The organism is Paenibacillus sacheonensis, from assembly GCF_009909195.1.
GTDB classification, from domain to species: Bacteria; Bacillota; Bacilli; order Paenibacillales; family Paenibacillaceae; genus Paenibacillus_Z; species Paenibacillus_Z sacheonensis.
The window spans coordinates 133,947-158,151 of the sequence record NZ_JAAAMU010000001.1 but is presented as its reverse complement, the minus strand read 5'-3'; the positions used below and the strand labels follow the sequence as shown (position 1 = coordinate 158,151).

The window sequence follows — 24,205 nt, the reverse complement described above, 5'->3', positions numbered from 1 at the left end:
CTTGAATATTTGTCTCTTGCTTTATGTTAATCCGTTTTACGGGTTTAACCAATGCCAAGCCATGCTTCGTTTTCTCCCGCCTACCCTTTGACCGCGCCGACCGTCAGCCCTTTGACGAAATACTTCTGGACGAACGGATAGATGAGCACGATCGGGCCGATCGACACGACGGTCATCGCGAGCTTGACCGTCTCATGCGGCAGCTCGACCGTCGGGATGCCGTTGTTGCCGGCCGCGTAGGAGAGGAACTCGATGTTGGTGATCATCTTGTACAGCATGTATTGCAGCGGGAACTTGCTCTGGTCGTCGATGAACAGCGCCGCCTGGTACCAGTCGTTCCAATAGCCGAGCGCGATGAACATCCCGATGGAGGCCAGCGCCGGCTTCATGAGCGGCAGGCAGAGCCGCGTGAAGATCGTGAACTCGCCCGCTCCGTCCACCTTGGCGGATTCGGGGATCGCGTCCGGTACCGTCTTCAGGAAGTTCCGCATGATGAGAATGTAGTACGGCGACAGCAGCAAGGGCACGATGAGCGCCAGCAGGCTGTCCTTCATATGGTAATACTTCAGCATGATGAGGTAATAGGCCACGAGCCCGCCGTTGAACAGCGTCGTGAAGTAGAAGAAGAAGGCGAACAGGTTCCTGTAGCGAAATTCCTTGCGGTAGAGCACGTAGGCCGTCATCGCGGTCAGGAACAGCCCCGCGGCCGTGCCGGTGACCGTAATGAACAGCGTGACGCCGTAAGCCTTGATCAGCGAGGTCGGATCCGTCAGGATCGCGCGGTACGATTCCACCGAGAAGGACGAGGGCCACAGCCCGTAGCCATGCGCCATGACGGCGGATTCGGCGGTGAAGGAGCCGGCGACGACCATGATGAACGGCACGACGCACAGCAGGGAGACGACGGCGATGACGGCGTAAGCGATGACGTTGAACGCCAATTTATCGATTGCGATGGGTTTCATGTTCCGGACTCCTTTAATAGAGGGCGTTGTCTTTGCTGAACTTCCGCACGAGGCCGTTCACGATGGTGATCGTCGCGAAGCACATGACCGACTGCACGCAGGCCGCGGCCGACGACATCGGAATGTCTCCCATTTGAGCCAAGGACCGGAATACGTAAGTGTCGATGATGTCCGTCGCGTCGTACAGGTTGCCGTTGTTGCCGACCAACTGGTAGAACATCCCGAAGTCGCCCCGGAAAATATTGCCCACCTGCAGCAGCACCATGACGATGACGGTCGGCACGATGTTCGGCAGCGTGATCCGGAACGCCTTCTGGAACACGTTCGCGCCATCGATATCCGCCGCTTCGTACATTTCCTCGTCGATGCTGAGGATCGCGCCGAGGTAGAGCACCGAACCGTAGCCGATCCACTTCCAGTTGTTGAAGAAGACCAGGATGTACTTCCACATCCCCGGGGAGCTGTACACGTCCACCGGATCGATGCCGAACGCCTTTAGCACCGTGTTCAGCAGGCCGTAGTCGAAGTTGAAGATGTTGTAGAAGAACGCCCCGACGATGACCCAGGAGATGAAGTACGGCAGGAACATCAGGCTTTGGGTGAAGCGGCTGAACAGCTTCGAACCGATCTCGGACAGGAGGAGCGCTATCCCCGCTTGGAGGATCGTTCCCGTCACGATGAAGGCCACGTTGTAGAAGAACGTGTTCTTGAAAATGTTCCAGATCTGCCCCGAGAGGAAGAGGAACCGGAAGTTGTTGATGCCGTTCCATTCGCTGCCGAAGATGCCGCGGTCGAACCGGAAGTTCTTGAACGCCACGATAATGCCCGCCATGGGCAGGTACGAGAACAGGATGAAGAACAAGACCGCCGGAAGGATCATCAGCAGGAAGGCCCGGTTTTGGGCGAGGTAAAACAGCAGGTTTCGTTTTCGGACCATAGGCAATCTCGCTTTCGTTTTCTGTCGTCTAGTGTGGTTCACACCTTGATTATAGGCGGGTGTAAGCACTTCCAACAGGACACGGTTTTATAATTTGGTGCACTATTCTATACTGGAGCGCCCGGACGTCTTGTAAGCGCAAACCGCGATCTGCTATGTTGGAGATACGGAAACGCCACAGCACGAGGAGAGGGAAACGCATGCTTAAATTATTGATCGTGGACGACGAGAAACGTACCCGCGACGGACTGAAAATGTGCCTGCCCTGGGCCAGCTACGGGATCGGCGAGATCCGCGAGGCGGACGACGGCCACACGGCGCTCGAAACCGCGCTCGCCTTCAAGCCGGATATCGTGCTCTCCGATGTTCGGATGCCGACCATGACGGGCATCGAGCTCGCGATGCGGACGCAAGCGGAGCTGCCTGCCTGTAAGTTTGTTTTCATCAGCGGATACGCGGACAAGGAATATTTGAAGGCCGCCATCCGGCTAAAGGCCGTCAGCTATATCGAGAAGCCGATCAGCGTCAAAGAGCTGGAGGAATGCATCCGGAACGTGACCGAGGCCTGCCGCAAGGAGGCGGAGCAGACGCGCAGGCTGGCCGAGGCGGCCGCCAAGCTCGAGACGAGCACCCTGCTGCTGCAGCGGGACTTCGCCGTTCAGCTCGCGAAGGGCAGTCCGGGCGCCGAGGAGCTGGACCGCCTGCTGGCCGCGTCCGGCTATGAGCTCCCGCTCGACGGCAAATATGTAAGCGTTTTATTCCGCATTAATTTCGCGCCCGACATGCCCGTCGAGCAAACGGCCGGACGACGCGGCGAACTCGCTGCGGCGATCGCTCGCGCGATGGACGAACGGCGCCTCTGCGCCATGGCCGGCACGATCGACGGCGTGCATCTCGTGGCGCATGCGCTGCTGGCCGGCGCGCGCAGTCTCGACGACGTCCGCGCCGCCGCCGAGCGCATCGCGGCGGACTTCGCGGGCACCTGCGGCCCGGACGCCGGGCCCCCGCTCTTCGCCGGCATCGGCATGCCGGTCCGGGGCATGGCGCATATCCGCCTCTCGTACCAGTCGGCGCTGACGGCGCTCGAGCAGGTCTTCTTCCTCGGCGGCGGCCGGATCGCCGCATTCGACGAGCGCCGCCCGGCGCACGCGCCCTTCGACGAAGATATGGAGCATCGCTTCGCGGCGTATCTGCCGTCCTGCGACAAAGCCGTCTTCCCTTATATCGCTTCGATCGGCTCCGCCCTTCGCCGGCAGGACGCCGTCCCGGTCGACGACGTGAGGCGGCTGTTCTACCGGCTGCTCATGGCGCTCTACGGGGAAGCCCAGAACAAATTCCTCGGCCGGTACATGGAAGACCGGAAGGAAGAAGTGCTGTGGCACCGGGTCGCGGATGCCTTGACGCTGAACGAGCTGCTCGGCTTCCTGGAATCGGAAGTGCGCGCCTATTTCGACGCGGTCGCGTCGGTCGGCACGCAGAGCCGCGTCGTGCACGAGACCATCCGCTATATCCAGCGCAACTACAGCAAGGGCGGATTCACGATCAGCGACATCGCCGGGCACCTGCATCTCACGCCGGCTTATCTCAGTCAGCTGTTCAAGAAGGACACCGGCCTTACGATCAACGACTACGTCAACGCGTACAAGATCGACAAGGCCAAAGAACTGCTCGCCGACCGCAGCGTCAAGCTGTTCGAGATCGCTTCGCTGACGGGGTACAGCGACGCCAAGTATTTCGCCAAAACGTTCAAGCGGATCACCGGCATCACGCCGTCGGACTTCCGGGAGAAATCGTTGAAATGACGATCAGCATCAAGACGAAGCTGCTGTTCTCCTACCTGGTGCTGATCTTCGTGCCGCTGGTCGTTCTGACGGGGCTGACGTACTGGCGCGTCTCCGACCGAATGGAAGCGAACATGCTGCGCACCTCGCGCAACGCGCTCGCCCAGTCGGAGACGTATCTCGAGACGAAGCTGGGCAATCTGATCAACGCGACCGACATCATCTATTTCGATAAGACGCTGCAGGACATTCATACGACGAACCCGGCCATCTACGACGAAGATTTGCTGCAGCAGAACATCGACGAGAACAACCTGACCACGCTCTTCAACCAGATCGAGCGCAATACCGACGTGCTGCGCGTCCGGCTGTTCATTCGGGACATCCCCGGCTATGCGTACGACAACGACCGGTTCTTCGTGTTCCGGGATCTGGACGGCCAGCCTTGGTACGAGGCGCTGAAGGCGTCGAAGTCGGTCGTCACCTGGATCGCCCCGGACAAGTTCCAGGCCGATTCGGAGGCGGATCCCCCGTTCATCTCGCTGGCCAGGCGGATCACGATCAAAACCTATAACGTAACGGACGGCGTCATCCGCATCGACATGCGCGCCCCCGTCGTGAACGATATCGTCAAGCAGGCGAACGTCACGTCCACGGGCCTCTCGTACATCGTGAACGGGACGGGCGACCTCATCTCCGCTTCGGGCAGCCCGGCGCTGCTCGGAGACCGGGCGCTGCTGCAGGCTGCGGAGGACGCGGCGCGCGGCAGCGCGGCCGGCACCGACATCCATGCGGGCAACGCGGACTATCTGACGCTGTCCCGCCCCATCGCCAATTCGGACTGGACGTTCATTTCCGTCATTCCGTACAGCGAGATCAAATCGACCGGCAAGGACATCCGGTTCTACATGGTGCTGATGCTGCTCGCGACAGGCGTCATCTCTTACCTGCTCGCGTACCTGTGGTTCAATTCCAGCGCGCTACGGCTGAAGCATCTGGCCAAGAACATCCGCAAGGTCACCGGCGGCGACTTCAATACCCGCATCCGCGTGTCGTCGAAGGACGAGATCGGACAGATCTCGCAGGATTTCAACTACATGGTGGCCGAGATGGCCGCGATGATCGAAGAGCGGTTCGAGACCGGGAAGAAAATCAAATCGTTGGAGCTGCGCTCCCTGCAGTCCCAGATTAATCCGCATTTCTTGTACAATTCGCTCGACATGATCAATTGGTCCGCCGTTATGAGCGGAAATGCCGAGATCGAGACGATGATCCAGTCGCTCTCGACCTTCTATAAGATCGGACTGAGCAAAGGCGACGACATCATCCCGGTGCGCAACGAGATCGAACATGTCCGCGCGTACGTCACCCTGCAGAACCTCCGCTATCAGGACCAGATCGCGCTCGAGCTGGACGTCGACGAGGGCATCCTCGGGCTCGAGATGCTGAAAATCACGCTGCAGCCGATCGTCGAGAACGCGATTCTGCACGGTATTCTTCGCAGTCCGTCCAAGTCGGGAACGATCCGGATCTCCGGCGCGCGCAAGAGCGACATCGTCGTCTTCACGGTCGAGGACGACGGGGCCGGCATGCCGCCGGACATCGTCGAACGGATTCTCGACCAGGACACTCAGGACGAGTTCCACGGCTACGGCATCAAGAATATCCAGGAGCGCATCCAGCTTCAATACGGCGCGGCCTACGGGCTCGCTTACGAGAGCGAACCCGGCCGCGGCACGACGGTGCGCATCACGCTGCCGGCGATCGTCGTCAGGCGCGCGGCGCACTAGTCGGGCGGACAACCGCCGACGGTCGTAGTCGGACTGCCAGCTAGGTAAACTGCAAAACGCGCTGCGAAAGCACGCAATGCCAAAAACGCCCGCCTAATGCATATTGCATCGTGGCGGGCGTTTCTTCGTCGTCGTATGCGCGCAGCTGAGAGATGGCTCAGCCGGTTATTAAACGGACTTTAGCACAAGCACCCAGTCGCCGCCCCTGCCGCTCGTCGGAGGAGCGAACGCTGCTTCGCCGCTGTTCGCGAAGCTGCCGATGGCGGTATACTCGCCGGTGCGCGGATCGAACCAGGACGCTTCGACGCTGCTGCCCGGCAGTTTGCCCAGCGAGGCGCGGAACGGAATGCCGTTCGGGCTGTAGATCAAGCCGTATCGCTCGCCCCGCGTCGCGACCATATAGTTCGCGCCTTCGAGGTTGCCGGCGATCAAGCTTTGGTCCGGCGCCCGGTCCAAATAGGAAAAGGATTCGATCAAGTCTCGCAAATGCTGCATTTGGACCGCTCCCGGACGATTCAGCGCCTCCTGCCAGGTCATGATGAAATAAGCCCCCGGCTCGGTCGTCATGGACCAAATGCTGTGATGGCCGTACGTCGTGCCGAAGCCGCCGGAGAATACGCCGTAATAGGCGCCGATCCGAACGTCCGCTTGGTCGAAATACCCTTTCGAGGCATTGAAATTGACGGGGTGGTCTTCGTAAGCCGGCTCCGCGTCCACTGTCGGCTTGATCGGCAGCTTATCGTAATCCGCCTTCACATGCTTGTAATTCTCGCGAATTTGCTCATGATGGCCGGATTGGATCATGTTGAAGTCGAGCCACTCCTCGTGATGCATATGATGCGAGGACGAAGCGTTCCCGCACGGATGGAACGTAATGAGCTGGGAATCGCCGACCGCTTCCCTGATGCCCGCGGCCAGTCCGTTGTTCACTTCGAAGTGGTTGCGAATGATCAGCGAGCGGTCGCCGCCGAGCACCCAGATAATATTGGACCGGCTGCCATAGCGCTCGCCAAGCCAGCGTCCGTACGTCCGCGCGTTATCGCCGTTGAAAATCTCCGGCCCCTTGCCGAAGCCGGCCATATGGTACTTGTCCCCCCATGTCGGAAGAAATGCCACGTACAGGCCGCGCGCGGCCGCTTGATCAACGATGTAGTCGACATGCGTCCAGTAATTCTCGTCGCCGTCGACATCGGGCTGCGTCGGATCGTATTCCCCGTCGGCATCCCGCTTCAGCGGTTCGCGGCCGTAGGGATTGGCCGTCTTGACGCCGTCGAATTCCGCCAAAGCGACCGCCTGCACGACATTGAATTTCAAGCGCGCCCGATTCTCTAAGTAAACATCCGCTTCCTCTCGGCTTAATTTGTGGAACAGCTCCCAAGCCGTATCGGCCAGCCAGAAAAAAGGGGTTCCGTCCTCCTGGATCAAAAATCGTTTGTTATCGCTCACCTTCAGACGCTGCAATGGCTTCGTCATGGTTTTACGTTCACGCTCCCGTATGAGATGGATGATGGCGGAATGACCGCTTTGATCGAATGACTCGAAGAACGATTCTGCTCGCTTCGGCCCGAGTTCGTCCTCGTCCGCAAGCAGCCGCAGTAACAGACTATCACAATCGATTTACGTACACAATATGTATACAATAAATATATCGATAAATAAATGAAGAAATAAGTCAGCTATTCGGATCCAGTTTGGAGTACGCGCCAAAAACCGGTCCGCACGCGCCGGGAGCGCGTCGGACCGGTAGATTTCCCTTGCTTTTCCTCTGTTTAAGCAGCATGCTTGATTGCCGTTTTGCCGCAACAGCGGTAAGCGCTGCTTACGGTCTGACGATCGTGCCGTCCGCCTGGCGATCGATGGGATACGGATTATGGTAATTGCCGTTGCGCCACTGATCTTCTACCAGGGCTTCCGCCTTCTCTTCATCGATATCGATGCCAAGGCCGGGCTTGTCATTGGCGTACAGATAGCCGCCCTTCAACACGGCATGGCCCGGGAATGCCGCCAGCTCTTCCGCACGGAAATGGTTCTCCTCTTGAATGCCGAAATTCCAAATGGCCAGATCCAGATGCATCGCGGCCGCTTGATTGACGGGATCGTTGTCCCCGCCCTCCTGCCAGGCCGTCCGAACGCCGAAAGCTTCGCCGAGCGCGGCGATCTTGCGGCATTGCGTGATGCCGCCGGCCTTGGATACCCGTACCCGGATAAAATCGATCAGCCGATCCTTGATCAAGGGCACCCATTCATGCGGATTCGTGAACAGCTCCCCGATCGCCTGCGGCGTCGTGCTCTGCTTGCGAATGTTGGCAAACCAGCCGATCTGATCGGGCGGCAGCACATCCTCCAGGAAGAACAGCCGGTAGGGCTCCAGCAGCTTCGACAGCGCGACTGCGGCCGTCGGCGTCAGATGCTCATGCACGTCATGCGTCAGCTTGACGCCGTAGCCGAACTTATCGCGCAGCTTGCGGAACATTTCGGGGATCGCGTCCAGGTAAGCGGCCTCGTCGAACGCCTGCGAAGAAGCGCCATGCCAAGCCTCCTCGGGCAGACCGGCTTCCGCGGCACGGACGAATCCGCCGCCTCCGTAAGCGCCGAGCTGGCAGCGAATGACGCGATAGCCTTCATCCAAGTAGCGCTGCACGTCGGCTTCGAGCTCCTCGTAGCTGTTCCCCGCCGCATGCGCGTAGCACGGAACCGCTGCACGGCACGGTCCGCCGAGCAGCTTGTAGACGGGCATGTTCGCTTCCTTGCCCTTAATGTCCCACAGCGCCATGTCGATGCCGCCCATCGCCGTGCTGAGCGCGGAGCCGCTGCGCCAATAACCGCTTTGATGCATCTGCTGCCAGATGTCCTCAATATGTCCCGCGTCCTGTCCGATCAGCATCGGCGCGAGAAGCTCCTCGATGACCGCGATAACCGCCTTCGGATTGAAGATATCGCTTGCGGATCCGATGCCGTACAGCCCCGGCTGGTCCGTAACCACCTTTACGATCGTCCAGCTGGTGTCGCGACGGGTTCGGATTATCCGGATTTCCTTGATCTTGGCCATAGTTCTCTCCTCCATTAGCAATGAAGTGGGTGTGGCTGAATTGAAAAATCGGGTTACACGGCAGGACGTTAGTACTGCGTCCGGCCTTGGAGCAGCAGCCCGTTCGACTGCGGCGACCACGGACCGTCGTAGGTCGGCTTGTTCGCATAACGGGTCATCGCGAGCTCCAGGCGGATCGAGGTTCCCGGAGGAAGCTCCACCTGCAGCCATTTGCTGCCGACCTCGACAGCGTCAGCGCCTGCGACTGCGCCTCCCGCAGTGTCGGCGGTCGTACCGTCGGCTTCGTCAAGCACCGACGCCGATTCGATGCGATGCTCGCCGAACGTTCCGCCCTGAACGACCACGGTCCGGGTCTCGAACTGGGACGTATTGACGAGCTGCAGCGTCGCCGACGCGTCGCCAAGCTTCTCGACCAGCGCCGCCGTGTCGAGCGGAAGACCGACGCGCTTGCGGTCCGCGTCGAAATACCGGAATCGTCCGTGCTGGAGGCCGCCGTGCGAGATGTGCATCGGTCCGCCCATCGTAAGCTGCACGAGGCTTTCCATGTAGACGGGACAGAGCTCCTGCCAGATGTGAATGCTCGAGAAGTCGTCATCGTTGTAGTCGACGGGCCATGCCGACGGATCGCCGATCGGGGAGTCCATCCGCTCCAATTGCCGTACGACCAACCGGAAGTTCGCGTCCAGCACCCGGTCCGGATAATCCGGCAGCTGCCCGCGGATATACTGGAACCAAGGCTCCGTGTTCACGATGTAATGCTTGGTCTCCCGGCCCAGCTTGCCGTCTTTGCCGGATACGTTCGGCACGATAACCTCGTTCCAATCGTACAGCTTCGGTATGCGATGAATGCGCTCGAGATCTTCGTCGGCCATCGATACCGTCCACAGATAGACCGGGTATTTCACCGTGGCGCTGCGGTAATCCGTCCAGCCCGCGTCGAAATGCTTATGCGGCACCGTGACGGCGCCGTTCTCTTCCCTGCGCAGCGACCAGTTCAGATCGAGCTGGCGTCTCGCCAGTCCGAGATGCGCCATGTCACCGGTGAGGAGAACCGCGTTCATCGTCGCGTTCGTGATCGGCTCGATGACCGTCATGAAGCCGTGTGGCCAGCGATACCCGTAATAACCGCCCCACCATTTGCCGTCATTGTATTCGCCGATCTCGCCGCTCAGTCCGACGTTGTCCGGGATAATGCCGCCGTTGCGCTCCGCCCGCTCGCACCAAGCCGCGAGATAATCCAGCACCCACCGGCCGTACCGCTCATCCGCCGTATGCATGAAGGCGTTCGTAACGAGTCCGGTCGCGTTCAGGTTCAGCGGCACGTCCCCGCGGTTCATCCGCTCGTTCATCATCGCGATGAGATGTCCATAGATCGTATCGTCGCTCCATTTGCACGTGCCGGAAGCGAAGTCCACGCCGGGAATGTCCTCGTAAGGCGCCAAGTAGTTGTCCAAAATGCCGCGGTGCGTCGACCAGTCCTCGCGGCTCGTCTCGAAGCGCGGACCTCTGCTGCCGTTCAGCGGCGAACGCATCAGCTGCTTCTCCTTGTCGAAGTTCTGCGCTTCCTCGTCGTCGCCCGTATACATGTTCGCGAAACGGACGGCGCGCTGGCGGTCCTTCATCGTCGCGGGACCCGCAAGACCGAGGAAGTAGAAATACAGATAACCCTCGCCATGGTGCATCCAATCATAATAAGCATCGAATTCCCGGTGGATCTGGCCGTATTCCGTCCACTGCCACGTAATGCCTTCCCACACGCGGCGCGAAGCCTCGTGCAGCCAGTCGTCTCCGCCCAGCGCATGGAGCAAGGCCAGGTTCATGAAGCCTTCGTACGGATCGTCGGAGCCGTCCATGCCGGGCCAGTCTCCCCGCCATATCAGCGTGCCGTCCGGACGCGTGTAGCGGTCGATGAACTTTCTTGCGGATTCGTTCAACAGATCGAATAATTGCCGCTGCTTGGCTGCCCATGACGGCGCGGGACCGCGGCGGGATGCCGTGATGCTCGTAGTAAGGTTAACGGATGGAGAGCTCATTCGAATGGACACGACCTTTCGTATCGAAATGATTAAGGTGTTACGAATGAATGCGGAAGCCCCCGTCGATCGGGATGACCGCGCCGTTGATCCATGAAGCTGCGGAACTGACGAGGAACGCGGCCGCATCGGCGATTTGCTCCGGTCTGCCCACGTCCGGCGCATGGAAGATTTCTTGGGCTGCCTGCTTGGCGGCTTGCTCGTCGCCCAGCTTCTCTCGGAACCAGGACGTAAGCAGCGGCGTCGCTACCCCTGCCGGCATCAGCGCGTTGAAGCGAACGCCCTCCTTGAGCAAATCCAGCGCAAGTCCGCGGGTCATATGATTCAAGGCGGCTTTCATCGTATCGTAGACGAGGTTGTTGTAATCGTTTGCAATTCCATTGATCGAGCTGATGTTGACGACGCTGCCGCCGGCAGCCTTCAAGTGGGGCAGCGCGGCTTGGATGAGGAAGAAGCCGGATTTTACGTTCACCGCGAACAAGCGGTCCCAGTCCCGGTGCGTCACTTCCGCCGTAGGCTTGTTGCAGACCATCGCTGCGTTGTTGACGACGATGTCGATGCGGCCCCAAGCGTCCAACGCTTCCGCCACAAGTCTCTCCGGGGTATCCGGATCGGCGAGATCGGCCTGCAGGAACCGCGCCTCCCCGCCGCTTCCGGCAATCGCCGAGGCAACCTTGGCGCCGCGTTCGGCGTCTCTCCCGGTGACGAGCACGCGTATGCCTTGCGAAGCCAGCTTGACGGCGATCGCTTCGCCGATTCCGCTTGTCGAGCCCGTCACGATTGCTGCTTTGCCGCTCATTGGATCTCCTCCTCGCTTGGCTGCTTCATTCTTCAGAGGGTCCCGCCGTTCTCCTGGATGACGGCCAGGATATTATGGCGCGAATAGGAGAGATGCGCGCCGATCGCCTGCTTGGCCGCCGCGAAATCCCTTGCGACGACGGCCCGGTATACGGCAAGATGCTGCTCGAAAGCCTGCCTAACCATCGCCGGCGTTATATGCCGCTCTCCCAAATTCAAGTACCGAACGTTCATCAGCGACTTGTAAAGCTCGACATTCTTCAGATTGCCGCCGAGACCGACGAAGGCCAGATGAAACTCGAGGTCGTAGCGCGACTGCAGCGGATCGAAGTGCTCCATCCCGGCAGCTGCCGCGGCGGCTTGCGCCATGATTGAATCGAGCGCCGTCATTCGTTCGGCCAGTTCGTTCGCGCCCATCTTGGAGATGCCTTCAAGCGTCCATAAATCGATCATGAGCCTGCTGTCCATGATGTCGTTGACGTGGCTCTCCTGCACAGGACTGACGAAAGTGCCGACCTTCGATACCGTGCGTACGAGCCCTTCCATCTCCAGCCGGTTAAGCGCATCGCGAATGGGCGTGCGGCTCACGCCGAGCTGTTCCGCCAGCTGCGGAATGAGCAGCTTCTCGTTGGCGCGGAAGCGGCGGGACAAGATATTTTCTTTCAAAATATGATAGGTTTGATCCCACATATTGCTGACGACGAGTTTATCCAGCATCTTCTGTCCGTTGTCCGATTCCAAGGCCCAGCCTCCTCTCTTGTCGCTGCGCGGGTAGGCCGCTATGCGGTGTTGTATGTTGGATGTTGTATACAACAACATAGTAATGAAGGATATGGCGTCCGTCAACCACTTTTTAACATTTCATGCTGGCTTGCCAGCTCGCTTGTGAGGCGCTGTCTGAAAGCTCCTCCACGGTTGTTTCGATGCTTGTAGAACTGGCGGATGCCGGATGAACCTCCAACATTGCATGTGAGTCATAATCGGGGGCTCTTGCGGGTAGCTGGATCGGTAAAGTTCCATGCGAGTCGTAAATTGCGAGCTCTTGTGGCCAGATGAGCCTGAAAAGTTGCATGCGAGTCACATATTGGGGCTCATGTGATCAGAGAAGCAGCTAAGAGGTGCCAGCATCCGAGCACCTCACTTGTACTTACTGCTCCCTACTTGCTGCTCATCTATTCCTGCTCATGAGTTCATCCAATTGCGCCGCGACCTCGCTTACGTCCGCCTTGGCTTTCAAATACGCATGCCGGCCTCCGGCCTCGTCGCGCCACGTATTGGATCCGCTCTCCCCGTCGACCTCGATCGTCCCCTGCACGAGTTCCCAGAAAGGAGCATGGCCGCGCACCGCGAACAGCACCGCCGTCAGATCCCAGCTGTTGCGGGTCTTTCCGTCACCGCAATACCATTCATAGCTCCTGCGCACGGGATGCTCCGCCGGCAGATCGGTATAGAGCCGCGAGCCGGTCATAATGACTTCCCCGATCTCGAAGCCGGTAAAGGTAATCGGCGTCGGCCAGTTCGCAATCGTGAAGACCGCCCCTTCAGGGTGCATCTCGAAATTCCATTCGCGCCCTTCCGGGAATCGGCCGCCCATGACGACGAGATGCTTCGCCTTGCGCGCGACGAGCTCCATGCCGTTCAGCGGCGACGCTTCATCGGCAGCCGACCGAAGCAGCAGCATCAGGTTGATCAGCGGTCCGATCGCGACGACGACCATTTCCCCGTCAGCGGCAGCCGCGAGCAGCCGGCGGTACTCCCCAACCGCGTCCGGCGCCGCTTCCTCCCGGTAGCGGTTCGGATACCCGAGCGTCACGCCTTTGTTGTATTTGGCGTATGGCGCGTCATCATCGAGAAAGCCGGTTTCCTTCAACGTGCCGACCGGAATTTCCGGCCTGCCGTAATAGACGTTCAACGCATCCAGACACCCCGCGCCCCAACGGCTGGACGTACAGTGCATCATGCCCGCGATCACCGCTTCCCCGCGCGAGGCGAGCTCGTGCAGCACCGCGACCGCGCCTGCGTCGTCGCAATCCGGTCCGATATCCGTATCCAAAATAATGCGCACCGGCTGAAGCGGCGCATACGTCATTGCCGTGTTGACCCGATCCGTTGTCACGTTGACCTTCCCCCATGTTTGAAAAGCGTCGATTACGGAGCCGTCCCGCCGAATTGCCAGGCACGCTCCGCCCCTTACCTATTCTTCAAGCGGTGGCGACTTCCTCTTTCTCCGCGCCGCCAGCGCGGCAGCCAGCTCCAATCGGAAAAAGACCGCCCGAGGCGGCCTTCTCCCATTTTTTCATTTACGCTTACTCCTACTCTTATACGCTTCCGCTGCCCGGTTAACGCTCGCTTCGCAAGCCCTGCAGCTACGCACGAATGCCATAGATCCGCTCGGCCGTCCCGTGCAGAATCTGCGCCTGCTGTTCCTCGTTCAGCCCGCAGGTGCGGATCTTGGCAAGCTCCGTCCCGCAGTTGTCCGCATGGTCCGTACCGAACATGAACCGGTCCGCGCCCACCTCGTCGGCCCAATGCTTGATTTGGAAGCCCGCCGTCCATGTAATATCGGCATACAAATTTTTACATTTACGCAAAGCCAAGATCGTTTCTCCGGCCATAATCATCATGCCGCAGTGAGCCATCACGATCGGCACCTCCGGGAAGCGCTCCGCCACTTCGATCAAGTTGCTCGGATTGGCAAATGGGATTCCTGCGCCCGTATGGACCATGACCGGAATGCCCAGTTGGCGCGCAAGCTCGAACACCTTCGTGCCGTCGCGGCCGCCGGGATGAACGGCATGGGCGAACGTGTGCACCTTCACGCCTACAAAGCCCAGCTCCTCGACGCAGCGGCGCAGCTCCGCCTCGTAAATGTCGTCCCGCAAATGCGGATTCGGATTGGCCATGCCATAAAATTTCCCCGGAAATATTCGAGTCGCTGCCGCAATCGCATCATGCTGCGCGGATACGCGCTCCAAGTCATGACAGGATGCCGGCTGTAAAATCGTAGCGCCGATGCCGAACTCGGCATGCTTAGCCTGCTGTTCCTCCAGCGTAAAGTCCTCATCGAATACGTAATCCCAGCCGTAATGTGCATGAACGTCAATGATAGTCAAACCGGTTTCAACTCCTCGATGACGACTACGATAATGAAATCGTCTTATGTTCAGCCGCGCTGTCGTACACGGCAAACGCCAGCCGCAGCGTGACGAGGTTGTCTTCGCCGCTCGTCTGGAACGGCTCGCCGCTGTTCAAGCTCGAGATAAAATGGCTTTGCAGCCGGTAATGGCTTTCCTCATGGTCCAGCTCCGTGTTCGCCTTCACGATCCGTTCCTCGCTGCCGTTTCTCGACACGATCGCTATCGTGCCGTCGGTGTACATCTTGAGCGTTCCTTCACTTCCGTCAACGACAAACTGCTCCAGATGAACAGGTCCGACGCTCTCGCCGAGCGGCCGATCCAGCTTCTGCCGCGTCGCCCAGCTCATGTCCATGAAACCGTAGAAATCGTTGTGCCCCAGCACCACGATGCCGCTGTCTTCGCCGATAATAAAATCGCTCACGCGCGTCAATTCGGCCGTAAGCCGCCTCGGCGTTCCGAACAAGAAGCGCCATGTATCGAACCAATGGACGCCCATTTCGTAGAACAACAGCTTCGGCATCTGCCGGAAGAACGGCTGCGGAATTTCCGCGCCAGGCGCCATGCGGGGCGTGTAATAGTCCGTATGGATATAGCGGGCGACGCTGATTTTGCCCAGCTCGCCGCCGTCGATGACGCCTTTGATCGTCTGGAACGGCTCCAGCCAGCGCCAATTCTCCGTCACCATCAGCCGCACGCCGCGCTTCTTCGCGTGCGCAACCATCTCTTCCGCCTCGGCCAGCGACGGCGCGAACGGCTTCTGGCACATGATGTGCTTGCCCGCGTCGGCAGCCTTCGTCACGAATTCCAGATGCGTCTCCGCGCCGGTGACGATATCCACGATATCGATATCCGCGTTCGCGAGCATATCGTCGACCGAGCGATACAGCTGCTCGGACGGCACGCCGTATTTGGCCGCAGCAGACCGAAGCTTCTCCTCGGAACGATTGCACAGCGCGGTAATCCGCACGCCGGGAATTCGGCTCCAAGCCTGGAGATGCTTATCCGACCAGAAGCCGGTTCCGACGAGTCCGACCTTCCATGTTTTTTCCATCTTCAATCAACCTTTCTTCTCGTCCAAATGCAGCATCAGGCGCAGCACTTCATCGAGCGATTCTTTCGTGAACACTTGCTTCCAGTCCGGCTTGAAGATTTTCTCGAAGCCGTAATCGATCGCGATCTTCGCGGCGTCGGAGAACGGGTTCACGTTATTGAAGGCGATCGCGAGCGGGATTTGGATATGGCCGAGCATGAAGGAGCGGGCCGCCGCTTCGGGAACGCCCATGCGAATGACCTCGTCCATCGCTTCCTTCATGATGCAGGCCGCGGCGGCAGCGACGACCTCCGCCGCTGCCGGCTCCAGCAGCGCCATTTGCTCGACCGTTATGCGATGGCAAGCCGTAACGGGCGCAAACATGGCGATGCAGATTCGTTCCGCGAGGGCCAGCTTCTCTTCCTGTCCTTGGTGCAGCGCGATGACGATATCCTGCTTCGCGGCAATGCCGCCGAACATGTCTTTGCGCGCTTCCGGCGAGTCCTGCTCCTCGAACAAGGCCGGATGGCATGGATGCGTCACGACGAAATGGCAGTCGTCCCGCAGCACGACCTGCTGAGCGTAAGCGGCGGCCGGATCCAGCAAAATGACGGTGGCATCCGGCTTCAGCTGCGCCACGATCGTCTTCGACAACGGCCCGATAACGGCATCCGGAACGGCAAGGATGACGACGTCGGCGACAGCCAGCGCGTCCTCGTTCGGCGTGATCGGCAGCCCGCGCTCCGCAAGCCGCGCCTTGCCGGAATCCGCTTGTTCGCAGAACAGAAGCCCGTAGTCCGTTTTCCTTAAATTATCGGTTATCCGGCAGCCCATCTTGCCGCCTGCGCCTAGAACGGCGATTTGAATCGCATTGCTCATGGTATTATGCTCCTTTGCCAACCAAAATGATGGCGGATTCATTCCAATTGAAATGACTGCCGCAGAGATGATGCCACTAGCATAACCGATAACAAAAACATGATCAATACAAAATGTATACAATTTATATATCATCTGTTGATCTACCTGTCGTTTCCTGCTATGCTAAATGCAATATTCCCGCGGAAACGCCCGCTTCCCGCTGCCATCGTTTCGAACGGTTCTCTCGGCAGCTTCGCGGATGAGGTCAGGAGGAACTGAAGATGAAACTCGGACTCAGTACGTACACCTTAACTTGGTCGGTAGGCGTCCCGGGCTACGAACGCCCGCTGCAGCCGCTCTCGGCCGTGGCACTCGTGCTGCTTACCCGCAGCCGAGGACTGGAGTTGCTTCAAATCGCGGACAATTTGCCGCTCCATGCCATGAACGACGAAGAGCTCCGCGAGCTGAAGCGGACCGCCGACGGGCAGGGGGTCGAACTCGAGGTCGGCACGAGAGGCACCGATCCCCACCTGCTGCTGCGCTATCTCGCAATCGCGGAGTTGTTAGGGTCTTCCCTTGTTCGGACGCTCATTACGACATCCGATCTCGCGGCGGCCGAAGCGCAGATCCGCGAGGCGCTTCCGGCGTTCGAAGCAGCGAACGTGATGCTCGCCATTGAAAATCATGGCTTGCATACAACGGGACAGCTGGTACAATTATTTCAGAACCTGAATCACGCCCATGTCGGATGCTGCATGGATACCGTCAATTCCTTCGGCGCGCTGGAAGCGCCGGATACCGTCATCGCAGCGCTGTCGCCGTATCTCGTTAACCTGCATATCAAGGATTTTGACATCCGGCGGGTCGACCATATGATGGGCTTTACCATTCTCGGCACGCCTGCCGGCGCCGGGCGTCTGGACATCCCGCGGCTGAAGGCCGTTATCGAGGCGAACGGCAAAGCCGGCGTGAATGCGATACTGGAATTGTGGACGCCTTACGAGGGTTCCGTCGAGGAGACGATCGCGACCGAAACCCGCTGGATGGAAGAGAGCATCGCGTACTTACGGTCCGTTCATTTTATAGAAGAGGATTTGAGATATGCCACCGGTAACGTTGAAAGAGAAAGCATATGAGCAGCTGCGCGCCTTCCTGCTGGAAGGCACGATCAGCAGCAACGAACAGCTGACGGAGAAGTATTTGGTCGACCTGCTGCAGATGAGCCGGACGCCGATCCGCGCCGCGCTGGAGAAGCTGGCCGCCGAAGGGCTTCTGAACCTGTCGCCGAACAAGGGGCTCAGTCTGCCGGAGTTGTCCCTCCAGCGCGTCGGGGATTTCTTCGACTTCCGCATCGCCCTCGAGAGCCATATCGTCTTCAAGCTGTCGAACCGCAAGCTGTCGCCCGGCGAAGTCGCCTGGTTCCGCGAGAACCTGGAGCTTCAGCGGCAGATGGCCGAGCAGCATGATTATTTGGCCTTCACCCATGCCGATTCGGATTTTCACCGGCGCCTCGCGCAAGTGTACGACAACGGCGAGATGGTGCAGATGATGGAAAATTTGCAGGATCGGCTGTTCCAGCTGGCGCTGAAGGTGCTTCGGAAGGATAATGACCGCATTATCGCGTCTTACCGGGATCATCTCGAGATCTTCGAATTGATTCTCGCGGGCAATGGCGAGGAAGCCAAGCGGCGCATGGTGGAGCATTTGGAGTACGGAGCGCGGATATTGGTGTTATAGCCTCGAAATCAAACAAATTCGCAAATAAGCGGAGCTCCGGCAAGCCAGCCCATCGGCTGTCCGGAGCTCCGCTTATTCGTGCTCCGGAACGCCGGTCCGTCAGTCCGAGTCCTCGAAAGCTGCGTAAGCCAGATTTTTTGGACTCTAGTAACGCAGCGACGCATTAAATGAATTCATGAAATGAAAGGTTGTCGAAACATTCTCGGCAGCCTGACGGGCAGGCTATCGGAAGATAACCTGCCCGTTATTCATATTGGATCGCGGTCAGTAGGTCCTTCTCCTGCTTCACACATTTTTAACGGCGAGCAGCGCATCCACAGGGGGGTGGCCCACTCCAAAAGTACTGACGAATGCCGGATTACGATGATCATGTTGACCTTTCATAACGGTGACTTCAAAACCTAATTGCTCCAGTTCTTCAGGCCCCCAGCCACTGCGGTGCGCTTGAAATTCTTCTCCGTTCAGCCCGAAGTGATCGATGTTTTCCTGTGGAAAAAAGCCGCGGGGCGTGAAGACGATCACTTGCCTTTTTGCGATGAGCTCCGCTTTGCTCAGCATCCCGAGCGCATCTTGTTTGGAGAAATGTTCGATCGAATCGATAAAAGATACCGCTGAAAACGACTTCGGTACGAACAGCTTGTCAATCATTCTCGCATCGGCGTTAAGAGGCAGAATATGCTCGGACTTCGTTACGCGGTTGATTAAATAGGGGCGATGAATGTCCAAAGCGACGATATGCTTATAGGGCAGATCATCTAAGATTAAACAAGGACCACAGCCAATATCGAGCAAGCTCTGCGCATCTGCAAGCTGCTGAGTCAGAAGCATCAGAAAGTTGCGATTATCCGTTTCGTAAGCCAAATGCTTTACCTCCTCTACTATTTTGACTGTTATTATTGTATGAGCAAGTCCAAGCGTGCGTACCTACATTCGCGTAACGAGAAATCAATAAACAACAAAAAAGGAGCCCTGAGAACAAGCCCCTCTAATGACGTGTCTATTCAGCTCGACACCGGATCGAAACACTTCTTGCACTACGTGCAAACGTCCTCGTTAGTCGGAGTATGCCGTGAAGTTAAAGCTTTCCGGACCAACGCGAACCGTGCCGAGAGCCGACGTTTGAATGAAAACGGAATAAGCAACGTTCGCGGTATTAGGGGCATTGAAATCGGAGCCCGAAAAAGATATAAGCTGCGGTCCGAGTATGCTGAGGTCCAGATTTTGCGAAGCGGAGAATACATTCAAATCCGCGGAGGTCAATCCCCTTGTCACGAAAACGATTATATTCGTCGCGAGAGGAAGCAAGGGCAATTGAACCGCGGCCACGCCCGAGAATTCGACTCGCGTCTGGCCAGCCGTGCCCGTCGATAAATCCAATGTTTGCTGAGCGATTAAGTTAGGCGTATTTACGACCAAGATCGGTATGGCAATAGAGTTGGCGTAGCTTGCGTTTTGCGATGTTTTAGAATCTAGCAGTCTAGCAACCATTTACACTCACCTCCTTATTCTTTCATAGTATGCAGTCCTATTATCATTGATCCTTTTAATTTGATAAATCTGATAAATCGAATTCATTTTACGCCGACTGCATGCCGTACACGCTAGCTTTCGGATTGGACCCGCAGCCCAGTGGCTCGAGCGGCTAACGAAGGAAGCAATCGCAAAAATCAGGCCTGCTTCAGTCGGAAGCGAGCCTGATTTAATTCTGCTCGGCCTTGGAGCTGATACCCTTTAGAATCATTAGCATGCCGATAAAATTAGTCGCATATTTATCGCAGGAAAAATGCGCTTGGATGTGCTTTTCCGCTTGGTCGATAATGGAATTTCGCAGTGTGAAATTGCGCATGAGCGACTGCGCTTCGACGACTGCCTGATCGATATTGGCTCGCGGATACTGCTTCCCGGTAACGTCATGAGCGAGAAACCTTCGAATGCCGTCGGAATCCGTCGCCAGCACGGGACATCGACAGAGCATCGCTTCCGCCACCGCATAACCGAATCCTTCCATAATCGAAGTGGACAGCAGCAGTCCACCGGAATCCCCGATGATCGAGAAATAGCTTGCCATCTGATCATGGGGAACGTTCGGGTGAATGACCAGTTTGCTGCGGAGCTTCAAGCCCTCGACCCATTTGTCGAACAGGGCCTTCTCGAGCGGTTCGCACAAGCTCAAATCCCCGAACAGCCACAGGTAAGCCTCCGGGTAAAGATTAACGAGCCTTGCTCCGATCAACAGAAAGTCCTTCCAGTTTTTGTTTTCCTCGATGCGTCCTACCCACCCGATAATCGGAAATCGCTTGGGCGGAAAGGCAATATACCCGAAATCCTTCGTATCCAGCGGATCATCGAAACAAAAATGCTGGATCCCCGGCAAATGCTCCTGCATCAACTGCCGTAAATGATTCGTTTGAGGATACAGCACCGCATCGGCGGTTTGCAGCACGCGAGCGGAGATGTCTTTCAGAATAGCATGGGCCGTATTCATTGTGCCAAGACCTTGCACTTCAAAAACGAGCGGGCCCTTAAAGCCGACCTTCCGCATCAACACCAACATCGTAACGTCGGTGCAAACAACGATGGCGTCGTAACGTTCGCGTTCGATTATTCGCCCGATGTACGCTTCGTCGTTCGAAATATAGGTCGGAATGTCTTTGATGTTTCTGCGGCCCTCGCCGTCCATGGAATACAGAAGGTGACATTCCACTTGGCGTTCCTTCAGCGCTTTGCAGCGCGTCCGGTTTAACGTCTCCATGCCTCCGCTGGGATTAAAAAAGGTGAATAGCACTTTCATGCGAAATCACTCATTTGCGCGTAATGAATTTTCATATATTCGACGAACGCTTGTTTTCTGAACAATTCGTCGCGGATGCCGGGTTTTGCCCCCGCCGTAAAGTCATGCCTGTAGCCGAGCTGCTTGTGGTCTTCCGTATAGAAGTTGGACAGCACGTCCTGAGATGCTCTCTCCATCTCTTCATGCAGCACGGCTAAATCCATGACGTCTTTGAACGGCTGAGGGCCGGGCACGAAGATGTACGGCGTGTGGACCATCTGGACGGCATGCAGCAAGGCGGTCGGCACGTTTGCATGCGGAAACCATTTGAAATCCGTCACCGGATGCGAGATGCGCGATAATTCGGACGTTACCTGCATGTACGGCGATAAATCGAGCACGTAGCATAAATAGTTGCTGAACGTTTGCTCGTAAAGGTTCTCGATACGCGCAATCTCCTCTTCGCCGGCTGCCTTCAACGGGTATAGGATCGTGATGGCCGGCAAGATTTCCCTGCGCATCCGCGCACGATGCCTGGCCAGGTGATAGGTATATCGCCATTTGCGGTGCTGGGCAGTCGTTTTTAGCGTTGACGATACGCTGAGGGCGGAATCTACTCGGTAATCCATCAGCTCGATTGGCAGATAGCCGATATCGCAATGCTCGGTGATGCGCAGCCAGTAGTCATAATCTTCGACCGGCGGGAGCTCATAGCCATCAATCAGCTTCGCATAATGCGATTTATACATGAAGGAGACGCCGATGATGGAAGAATCAAGCAGCTTTTCTTTGGGCTGCGATTGGTACTGCCTTAGAGCGGCCAGCGTTTGTTCGTCGTTCAACTGTTCGCCATCGTCATCGATCGATTGAAACGAGCTGTATACGAGGCCAAGTTTTGCCGGTCCTCTGACCAGCGCGTTACGAAGCGTCTCGAGAAACCTCGGATAATAGATATTGTCGCTGGAAACCCAAGTCAAATAGTGGATCGAAGAATCGCTCAGCAGCTGCCGAAATCCGGTATTGAGGGCTGCAGCGACGCCTTGGTTCGCAGCATGCAGGATAACCTCCGCCCGTACATCCCCTTTCAAGCACTTCCGGACCAGGGGCTCCATTTCGGGCGCTCCGTCTATGACCACGATCAGTTTGAAATCTCGGTACGATTGGTTCAGCACAGAATGCAACGCCGCCTCGAGAAAAGACGGTTTTTGCACATATACAGGCATTACAACCCCTAAATCGATCATACTGACGCTACGCTCCTTCCACCGCAAACCATCCTGTATTATTGTATTGAGGCGGCAAGAGTTTGCCTGTGCGGTTAACTAGTAAGGCGCCGGATTCCTCCTATAAGAAAAAGGGAGCTTAACGAATTCGTTAGGCTCCCTTTTTGACGGCTTAGACTATTCCGGCGATGTCGAAAGCGTAGAAATAACGGTCAGTTCTTCGTGCAATACGCGATGTCCATGAACGATGTTGCCGGACTCGTCCAATCCGAAGACGGACAGCACGACTTCGGTAACCGGTCCCACGACGCTCAGCTGTACCTCGTAAGCAATAGCGCCTCCGATGAAAAATTCGCGCGTACCGCTGGATTTGGCAGCCAGCATGAAGCCTGTCAAATAAGCCATATTCAAGGTTTGCGTTGACTCGGGCACCACGTAAACCTCGATAAGCACGAGCGCCTCCACGTTCGTAATGTTCCGGGCATTAACGACAACGTTCGCGGAGGCTATACCCGTTGAACTCGTATTCGATATAAGGCCTGTAGAGAATGGCATGTCTTCACTCCTTTCGTCAGAATCAATACTAATTTATTCCATTTCTATCAATAGTTTCGAGGCGAATCTTCTTCTTCATGCGCCCTTTTTTTATTGTGCTATATCTGATCCCTACCAAACATACAGACTCCTTCCGGAAAAGGCTCATAAAATAGAACTATATCCATAGAGAGGCGGACCCGCATGACCAATTTTAATTTTCAAGTCACCCCGGCCGGCAACTCGAAGTTCGAACCGAGCGTGGCCGTCAATTTGCTGATTACGGGCATTATGGTTTCAGTTGCCGTCGATACGACAACAGGCGTCCCGCTCATCGGTCTTTACCGGTCCTTGGACGGCGGCTTTAGCTGGGCGAACAGTCTGCTGCCGCTGCCCTCCGGCTTCGATGGCGCGGAGGCTCCTGTCGTCTGCTATGGCTTTCCGAGTATTTTCGTGGTAACCGCCCACGTGTTCTCCGGGGGATTATCCGGGACGACCGTTACCTACACGTCGACGGATAACGGCGCCACGTTCAGCCCTCCTGTTATCGTCGGGCCCGGCTACGGCACCTATATCAACAACGATGAAACGAATGTTTATATCGACACCTCGCAATCGAGCCCTTACCTCGGAAATATGTATGTCAGTTACAATCACCAGTTCAACGTCGCGAACGGCGGCAACTCAACAGCCTTCATTCAGCGATTGAAGAGCAACTCCGCGACTTGGGATCAACCCATCCTGCTATCAAGCGAATCCGCGCAGGTCGAACGGCCGGACGTAACCGTCGATTTGGTCGGGACCGTCTATGCCGCATGGGTCACCGTAAGCCCGAAATTCGAATTCGTCGTCCGTACGTCTGTCGATGGCGGTACGACCTTCGGGAATACCACGGTCGTGTCGAATGTCGTTCCCGTCCCTTCTCCGCTGCCCGTAGTCGGATATAACTTCCGCGTGCTTACGTTTGCCGCCATTTCCTCGGACCGTTCTGTCGGACCGTTTACCGGGACGGTATATGCAGTCTGGCAGGATAACCGCCAGGGCTATGCCGATATTTTCATGTCCAAACGTTCGCCGGTCACGGGAATCTGGTCTGCGCCCGTTAGCATTACGGGTGCGCCCCCCGGTTCGGAGAACTTCTTTCCGGATGTTGACGTCGACCCGCAGACGGGCGTCGTGAACGTCATTTACTACAGCAATCAGGTGAACGGCTTCGACTTGGACGTCTATGTCGCTAGATCCATCAACGGCGGGGCAACCTTCACAAATACGCGCATAACGAATACCTCCTTCAATCCGAACGGGGTTTCTCCTGTTCCCGTGCCCTTGATCGGCGACTATATCTATATTGCGAGCGTACCGCCGGGCGGGTATATCGGCGTGTGGATGAGTACGCAGCCCGGTTCGCAAACGATCTTCGCAGGATATTCGGATCAAGTGATTACTTGATCAAGAACGCCGTTTGGTTGCTTCATCTTTCAACAGCATATAAAACCCCGTCGCACAAAGCCCACGGGGTTTTATTTTTATTGTTTTGTGCAGCAACGAACTATCGAATCC

20 protein-coding genes are annotated in these 24,205 nt (G+C 57.3%); 5 read left to right on the top strand and 15 right to left on the bottom strand.

Translation table 11 applies throughout. The features are described from left to right. Positions 1–80: 80 nt before the first annotated feature. Both GT003_RS00560 and GT003_RS00555 read right to left on the bottom strand, forming a co-directional pair. The gene (locus GT003_RS00560; RefSeq protein WP_161693319.1) at positions 81–965 is read right to left on the bottom strand and encodes a carbohydrate ABC transporter permease; all 885 of its coding nucleotides are present in this window, start codon (positions 963–965) and stop codon (positions 81–83) included. A 13-nt stretch (positions 966–978) separates the two neighbouring features. Next, a complete protein-coding gene (locus GT003_RS00555; protein ID WP_161693317.1) occupies positions 979–1,902 on the bottom strand; it encodes an ABC transporter permease in 924 nt (307 codons plus the stop codon). 200 nt (positions 1,903–2,102) lie between these two features. Between GT003_RS00555 and GT003_RS00550 the strand changes: the two genes are divergently transcribed. After that, on the top strand, positions 2,103–3,704 hold the full coding sequence (locus GT003_RS00550; protein ID WP_161693315.1) for a response regulator: 1,602 nt from the start codon (positions 2,103–2,105) through the stop codon (positions 3,702–3,704). Next, the gene (locus GT003_RS00545) at positions 3,701–5,473 is read left to right on the top strand and encodes a cache domain-containing sensor histidine kinase (protein ID WP_161693313.1); all 1,773 of its coding nucleotides are present in this window, start codon (positions 3,701–3,703) and stop codon (positions 5,471–5,473) included. The genes GT003_RS00550 and GT003_RS00545 overlap by 4 nt, the downstream gene beginning before the upstream one ends. Before the next feature lie 168 nt (positions 5,474–5,641). On the opposite strand, the gene GT003_RS00540 is transcribed toward GT003_RS00545, so the two are convergent. The 9 genes from GT003_RS00540 to GT003_RS00500 all read right to left on the bottom strand — a co-directional run bounded on the left by GT003_RS00540 (position 5,642) and on the right by GT003_RS00500 (position 16,399). Continuing rightward, the gene (locus GT003_RS00540) at positions 5,642–6,946 is read right to left on the bottom strand and encodes a glycoside hydrolase family 140 protein (protein ID WP_161693311.1); all 1,305 of its coding nucleotides are present in this window, start codon (positions 6,944–6,946) and stop codon (positions 5,642–5,644) included. A 346-nt stretch (positions 6,947–7,292) separates the two neighbouring features. Further along, positions 7,293–8,522, bottom strand: coding sequence for an enolase C-terminal domain-like protein (locus GT003_RS00535; RefSeq protein ID WP_161693309.1), 1,230 nt, complete (start codon positions 8,520–8,522; stop codon positions 7,293–7,295). A gap of 68 nt (positions 8,523–8,590) precedes the next feature. Further along, positions 8,591–10,555, bottom strand: a complete 1,965-nt coding sequence (locus tag GT003_RS00530) for a DUF8034 domain-containing protein (RefSeq protein WP_161693307.1) — start codon at positions 10,553–10,555, stop codon at positions 8,591–8,593. Positions 10,556–10,595: 40 nt separating this feature from the next. Beyond that, positions 10,596–11,354: an SDR family NAD(P)-dependent oxidoreductase gene (locus GT003_RS00525; protein WP_161693305.1), complete on the bottom strand. Its 759-nt coding sequence runs from the start codon at positions 11,352–11,354 to the stop codon at positions 10,596–10,598. 32 nt (positions 11,355–11,386) lie between these two features. Next, positions 11,387–12,094 carry a GntR family transcriptional regulator gene (locus GT003_RS00520; protein WP_161693303.1) on the bottom strand — a complete coding sequence of 236 codons (708 nt, stop codon included), beginning with the start codon at positions 12,092–12,094 and terminating at the stop codon, positions 11,387–11,389. Between the two features lie 427 nt (positions 12,095–12,521). Beyond that, a complete protein-coding gene (locus tag GT003_RS00515; protein WP_161693301.1) occupies positions 12,522–13,469 on the bottom strand; it encodes a nucleoside hydrolase in 948 nt (315 codons plus the stop codon). A gap of 250 nt (positions 13,470–13,719) precedes the next feature. Next, entirely contained in the window at positions 13,720–14,466 is a 747-nt protein-coding gene (locus tag GT003_RS00510) for an amidohydrolase family protein (protein WP_170312087.1), read from the bottom strand. 25 nt (positions 14,467–14,491) lie between these two features. Next, entirely contained in the window at positions 14,492–15,541 is a 1,050-nt protein-coding gene (locus GT003_RS00505) for a Gfo/Idh/MocA family protein (protein ID WP_161693299.1), read from the bottom strand. Between the two features lie 6 nt (positions 15,542–15,547). Then, entirely contained in the window at positions 15,548–16,399 is an 852-nt protein-coding gene (locus GT003_RS00500) for a phosphogluconate dehydrogenase C-terminal domain-containing protein (RefSeq protein ID WP_161693297.1), read from the bottom strand. 263 nt (positions 16,400–16,662) lie between these two features. Here GT003_RS00500 and GT003_RS00495 point away from each other — a divergent pair, with 263 nt between their 5' ends. Together GT003_RS00495 and GT003_RS00490 are read left to right on the top strand one after the other, a co-directional pair. Next, positions 16,663–17,517: a sugar phosphate isomerase/epimerase family protein gene (locus tag GT003_RS00495; RefSeq protein WP_161693295.1), complete on the top strand. Its 855-nt coding sequence runs from the start codon at positions 16,663–16,665 to the stop codon at positions 17,515–17,517. Continuing rightward, a complete protein-coding gene (locus GT003_RS00490; protein WP_161693293.1) occupies positions 17,483–18,118 on the top strand; it encodes a GntR family transcriptional regulator in 636 nt (211 codons plus the stop codon). Before GT003_RS00495 ends, GT003_RS00490 begins: the two co-directional genes overlap by 35 nt. Positions 18,119–18,403: 285 nt before the next feature. Here GT003_RS00490 and GT003_RS00485 read toward each other — a convergent pair whose 3' ends face one another. From GT003_RS00485 to GT003_RS00470, 4 genes are all read right to left on the bottom strand, one after another. Next, complete coding sequence (locus GT003_RS00485) at positions 18,404–18,979, bottom strand: class I SAM-dependent methyltransferase (protein WP_161693291.1); 576 nt, start codon at positions 18,977–18,979, stop codon at positions 18,404–18,406. An 838-nt stretch (positions 18,980–19,817) separates the two neighbouring features. Continuing rightward, positions 19,818–20,909, bottom strand: coding sequence for a glycosyltransferase family 4 protein (locus GT003_RS00480; RefSeq protein WP_161693289.1), 1,092 nt, complete (start codon positions 20,907–20,909; stop codon positions 19,818–19,820). Next, on the bottom strand, positions 20,906–22,111 hold the full coding sequence (locus GT003_RS00475) for a glycosyltransferase family 2 protein (protein WP_249043552.1): 1,206 nt from the start codon (positions 22,109–22,111) through the stop codon (positions 20,906–20,908). The genes GT003_RS00480 and GT003_RS00475 overlap by 4 nt, the downstream gene beginning before the upstream one ends. 177 nt (positions 22,112–22,288) lie before the next feature. Further along, on the bottom strand, positions 22,289–22,666 hold the full coding sequence (locus GT003_RS00470; protein ID WP_161693285.1) for a hypothetical protein: 378 nt from the start codon (positions 22,664–22,666) through the stop codon (positions 22,289–22,291). A gap of 183 nt (positions 22,667–22,849) precedes the next feature. Between GT003_RS00470 and GT003_RS00465 the strand changes: the two genes are divergently transcribed. Next, positions 22,850–24,094 carry a sialidase family protein gene (locus GT003_RS00465; protein ID WP_161693283.1) on the top strand — a complete coding sequence of 415 codons (1,245 nt, stop codon included), beginning with the start codon at positions 22,850–22,852 and terminating at the stop codon, positions 24,092–24,094. The last annotated feature ends 111 nt before the right edge of the window (positions 24,095–24,205 follow it).

Excerpts from the sequence above, each read along its gene's own strand:
- GT003_RS00475 (WP_249043552.1), bottom strand. The coding sequence starts at position 22,111 with ATGCCTGTATATGTGCAAAAACCGTCTTTTCTCGAGGCGGCGTTGCAT.
- GT003_RS00560 (WP_161693319.1), bottom strand. The coding sequence starts at position 965 with ATGAAACCCATCGCAATCGATAAATTGGCGTTCAACGTCATCGCTTAC.
- GT003_RS00540 (WP_161693311.1), bottom strand. The coding sequence starts at position 6,946 with ATGACGAAGCCATTGCAGCGTCTGAAGGTGAGCGATAACAAACGATTT.
- GT003_RS00535 (WP_161693309.1), bottom strand. The coding sequence starts at position 8,522 with ATGGCCAAGATCAAGGAAATCCGGATAATCCGAACCCGTCGCGACACC.
- GT003_RS00555 (WP_161693317.1), bottom strand. The coding sequence starts at position 1,902 with ATGGTCCGAAAACGAAACCTGCTGTTTTACCTCGCCCAAAACCGGGCC.
- GT003_RS00470 (WP_161693285.1), bottom strand. The coding sequence starts at position 22,666 with ATGCCATTCTCTACAGGCCTTATATCGAATACGAGTTCAACGGGTATA.
- GT003_RS00505 (WP_161693299.1), bottom strand. The coding sequence starts at position 15,541 with ATGGAAAAAACATGGAAGGTCGGACTCGTCGGAACCGGCTTCTGGTCG.
- GT003_RS00530 (WP_161693307.1), bottom strand. The coding sequence starts at position 10,555 with ATGAGCTCTCCATCCGTTAACCTTACTACGAGCATCACGGCATCCCGC.
- GT003_RS00550 (WP_161693315.1), top strand. The coding sequence starts at position 2,103 with ATGCTTAAATTATTGATCGTGGACGACGAGAAACGTACCCGCGACGGA.
- GT003_RS00545 (WP_161693313.1), top strand. The coding sequence starts at position 3,701 with ATGACGATCAGCATCAAGACGAAGCTGCTGTTCTCCTACCTGGTGCTG.
- GT003_RS00480 (WP_161693289.1), bottom strand. The coding sequence starts at position 20,909 with ATGAAAGTGCTATTCACCTTTTTTAATCCCAGCGGAGGCATGGAGACG.
- GT003_RS00495 (WP_161693295.1), top strand. The coding sequence starts at position 16,663 with ATGAAACTCGGACTCAGTACGTACACCTTAACTTGGTCGGTAGGCGTC.
- GT003_RS00490 (WP_161693293.1), top strand. The coding sequence starts at position 17,483 with ATGCCACCGGTAACGTTGAAAGAGAAAGCATATGAGCAGCTGCGCGCC.
- GT003_RS00465 (WP_161693283.1), top strand. The coding sequence starts at position 22,850 with ATGACCAATTTTAATTTTCAAGTCACCCCGGCCGGCAACTCGAAGTTC.
- GT003_RS00500 (WP_161693297.1), bottom strand. The coding sequence starts at position 16,399 with ATGAGCAATGCGATTCAAATCGCCGTTCTAGGCGCAGGCGGCAAGATG.
- GT003_RS00525 (WP_161693305.1), bottom strand. The coding sequence starts at position 11,354 with ATGAGCGGCAAAGCAGCAATCGTGACGGGCTCGACAAGCGGAATCGGC.